We start from the raw sequence: 718 nt of genomic DNA on the forward strand, positions 1-718 counted from the left end.
TTTTCATAACTTTGGTTTTTATTGTTAGAAAATCGGATAAGGGTACCTTACCCATTGATGGTTTGGATGGGAAGTGTTGGCGCACTTTCCATTTTTTTTAATAAATAATCACGTCATTGCTGTCTACTTTAAAGTGAAACGATTTGATTAACTGCATGGCTTCCAGTACCTCCCCGATGTCCTCCTCGGTAATCGTGGCCGTGTAACGGTAACCCTTCACACGCGTGTCACGGAGCGAAATATCAACGTCATACCACCGCTCCAGCTTCGGAACGATCTCCTCCATCGTCTCGTCCTTGAACACCAGCTTGTTGTTGATCCACGACGTCTCCCGGATGTATTCCCGGTCCGCAACCTGAACCTTCGACAGGTTCCCGATCGTCAGCGTCAGCCGCTTCTCATCCGATGAACCCATCAGCCCAGGAACCTGCGGATGGTCAACCACCGCAACCTTCTCATTCGGCTTCATCAATATCTTCTCGTTCGGACGGTCCTTCACCGATAACTCGATCTCCCCGCTGATCAGCGTTGCCTCCGTCCGCGCATCATCCGGGTAAGCCTTAACGTTGAACGTCGTGCCAAGCACCCGGATCGAAATCCGGTCCGTCGTGATCACAAACGGACGGTTCCGGTTACGCGTAACGTCAAAGTAGGCCTCCCCCTCCAGACGGACATTCCGCGTGCTCCCCGTCTCAAGCGTCCCGTCGTATACCAGCCG

1 protein-coding gene is annotated in these 718 nt (G+C 52.4%); it reads right to left on the reverse strand.

Annotated features, from left to right (window positions below):
- Positions 1-97: 97 nt before the first annotated feature.
- Positions 98-718: FecR family protein (locus NEV57_RS15670; protein ID WP_257659292.1), on the reverse strand; the 621-nt coding region annotated here is incomplete at its 5' end.

The sequence above is a fragment of the Parapedobacter lycopersici genome, from assembly GCF_024643285.1.
GTDB lineage: Bacteria > Bacteroidota > Bacteroidia > Sphingobacteriales > Sphingobacteriaceae > Parapedobacter > Parapedobacter lycopersici.